1 protein-coding gene is annotated in these 2,367 nt (G+C 74.1%); it reads right to left on the reverse strand.

Annotated elements, in window-relative coordinates; genetic code table 11:
• A partial coding sequence (locus tag FOE67_RS22920) for an ATP-binding SpoIIE family protein phosphatase (RefSeq protein ID WP_182666742.1) occupies window positions 1-2,210 on the reverse strand: 2,210 nt, incomplete at its 3' end.
• Window positions 2,211-2,367 lie beyond the last annotated feature (157 nt).

A 2,367-nucleotide genomic window follows, 5' to 3' on the forward strand; every position in this document is an offset into this window, starting at 1 on the left:
GGGTCACCGGGGAGGTCGCCGGCCACCCGGGTGGCCCGGGGGGTGTCCGGCACGTGGGTCGCGATCGCCGGGTCCCACCGTTCCGAGGTGTGTTCCGTCGCGGCACCGGCCCCGGCACCGGCGCCGGCGGCCCCCTCGGCCGTCGGGGCGGGGCGGGCGGGTTCGCCGAGTTCGAACCAGGTGGTCTTGCCGTCGCCGCGCGGGTCCACGCCCCAGGCGTCGGAGAGGCACTCCATGAGCAGCAGCCCCCGTCCCGAGGAGGCCAGCTCGCCGGGTTCGCGGCGGTGGGGCAGTTCGTCGCTGGTGTCGGTGACCTCGACCCGCAGCAGGCGTTCGCCCATCGGTCCGCTCAGTTCGGCGACCACCATGGCGTCGCTGTCGGTGTGCACGAGGACGTTGGCCAGCATCTCGGAGAGCATGAGCACCGCCCCGTCGATCTGTTCGGGGTCGGACCAGTCGCGGAGCAGGCCGGCGAGTTGGCGGCGGGCCTCGGCGATGCGGGCCGGTTCGGCCTGGGCGACGGAGAGCACGGTGCGGCGCAGCGCGCCGGCGCCGACGGGGGCGGGGCGGCGGAGCATCACCAGGGCGATGTCGTCCTCGCGGCGGTCGGTGAGCGGGCCGGTCAGTCGGTGCGAGGGTGGTCCGTGGACGGCCTGGACGATGGAGTCGGCGAGTTTCTCCAGGTCGTCGGCGGAGTGGTTCTCCAGGACGGCCCGCAGGCGTATCCAGCCGGTGTGCAGGTCGTGGCCGCCGGTCTCCAGCAGGCCGTCGGTGCACATCAACAGCACCTCCTCCGGCTGGAGGGAGATGCGGGTGGTGGGGTAGGCCCATTCGTCGAGGACGCCGAGCGGGGGGCCGCCGGCGGTGGGGCGCAGGGTGGTGGAGCCGTCGGGTAGTCGGACGGCCAGGTCGGGGTGGCCGGCGCGGGCGACGTCGAGGGTGCCGGTGCGCGGGTCGGCCTCCAGGTAGAGGCAGGTGGCGAAGCGGGCGTCGGTGCCCGTGGCGACCCCGGCGAGGAAGCGGGAGGCGCGGGAGAGGACGGCGTCGGGCCGGTGGCCCTCGGAGGCGTAGGCGCGCAGCGCGATGCGCAGTTGCGCCATGATCGCCGCCGCCCGGACGTCGTGGCCCTGGACGTCGCCGATGACGAGGGCGACCCGGCCGGATGGCAGGGGGATGACGTCGTACCAGTCGCCTCCGATCTGGAGTCCGCCCCCGGTGGGGACGTAGCGGGTGGTGATCTGCACACCGGGGACCTCGGGGTTGCCGAGGGGGGCCATGGTGTGTTGGAGGTCGGCGGAGAGTTCCCGCTCGGACTCGAGGGTGTGGGTCCGGGCGAGAGCCTGCGCGAGCATGCGTGCCACGGTGGTGAGTACCGATCGTTCGTCGGGGGTGAAGGAGACGCGGTGGGGGAAGCCGGCGAGCCATGCGCCGATGGTTCGGCCGCCGGCGGTGAGCGGGAGGTAGGCCCAGGCCTTGCGGCCGAAGCCGCGGATGACCTGCCAGGCCTCGGGGAAGCGTCGTTCGTATTCGGCGGGGGAGCGGATGTACAGGGCGCGGCCGGTGCGGATGGCCTCGGCGGCGGGGTAGTCGGAGCCGACGGTGAGCCGGAAGAGGCGTTTGACGCGGGCCTCGTCCTCGGGGGTTTCCACGGGGTAGCCGTGATACCCGAGGACGCGCAGGCGTTCGCCCTCGACGCCGAAGACGGCCAGACCGTTGGGGGTGAAGCCGGGCAGGGCGAGGCGGCCGGCGACGCGCAGGACCTCGCCGGTGGTGCGGGCCTCGGCCAGGGCGCGTCCGGCGTCGAGGAGGAAGGCCTCGCGGGACAGTCTCCAGTCGCCGGAGCGGCGGCCCTCCTCGGAGCGGTCGCCGTCCACCTCCTCGATGAGGCCGCTGAGGGCGAAGTCGCCGCTGTCGCCCTCGGAGTGGATGCGGGCCCGCAGGGTGCGGCGGACGCTGCCGTTGCGGGCCAGGACGCGGAAGCGGACCTCGGCGGTGCGGTTCTCGGCGGCGGCCATGCCGGCGACGCGGTGCAGGTCGATCCAGTCCTCGACGTGCACGCGGGCGCGCATGGCGGATTCACTGAGGGTGGTGGAGCGGGGCGGTAGCCCCATCAGCCGGGCCGCGACGGCGTCCAACGTGATCAGGCCCGTGGCGTGATCCCACTGCCACAGGCCGGTCTCCACGGCGGTCAGCACATCGTCGGAACGCATTTGTCTCACCATATGCACACATTCGGGCGTTCGGCGAGCAGTGGGACGCGGAAAGGAGGGAAGAATTTCGGCCGGCGGCGAGGCCCCGCTCCGGCCCGGCACCGGGCGGAAGCGGATGGTCACGGGCCGGTGTCCCGGGGCGGCGGACCGCGGGGGC

This window comes from Streptomyces calidiresistens (genome assembly GCF_014141525.1).
GTDB classification, from domain to species: Bacteria; Actinomycetota; Actinomycetes; order Streptomycetales; family Streptomycetaceae; genus Streptomyces; species Streptomyces calidiresistens.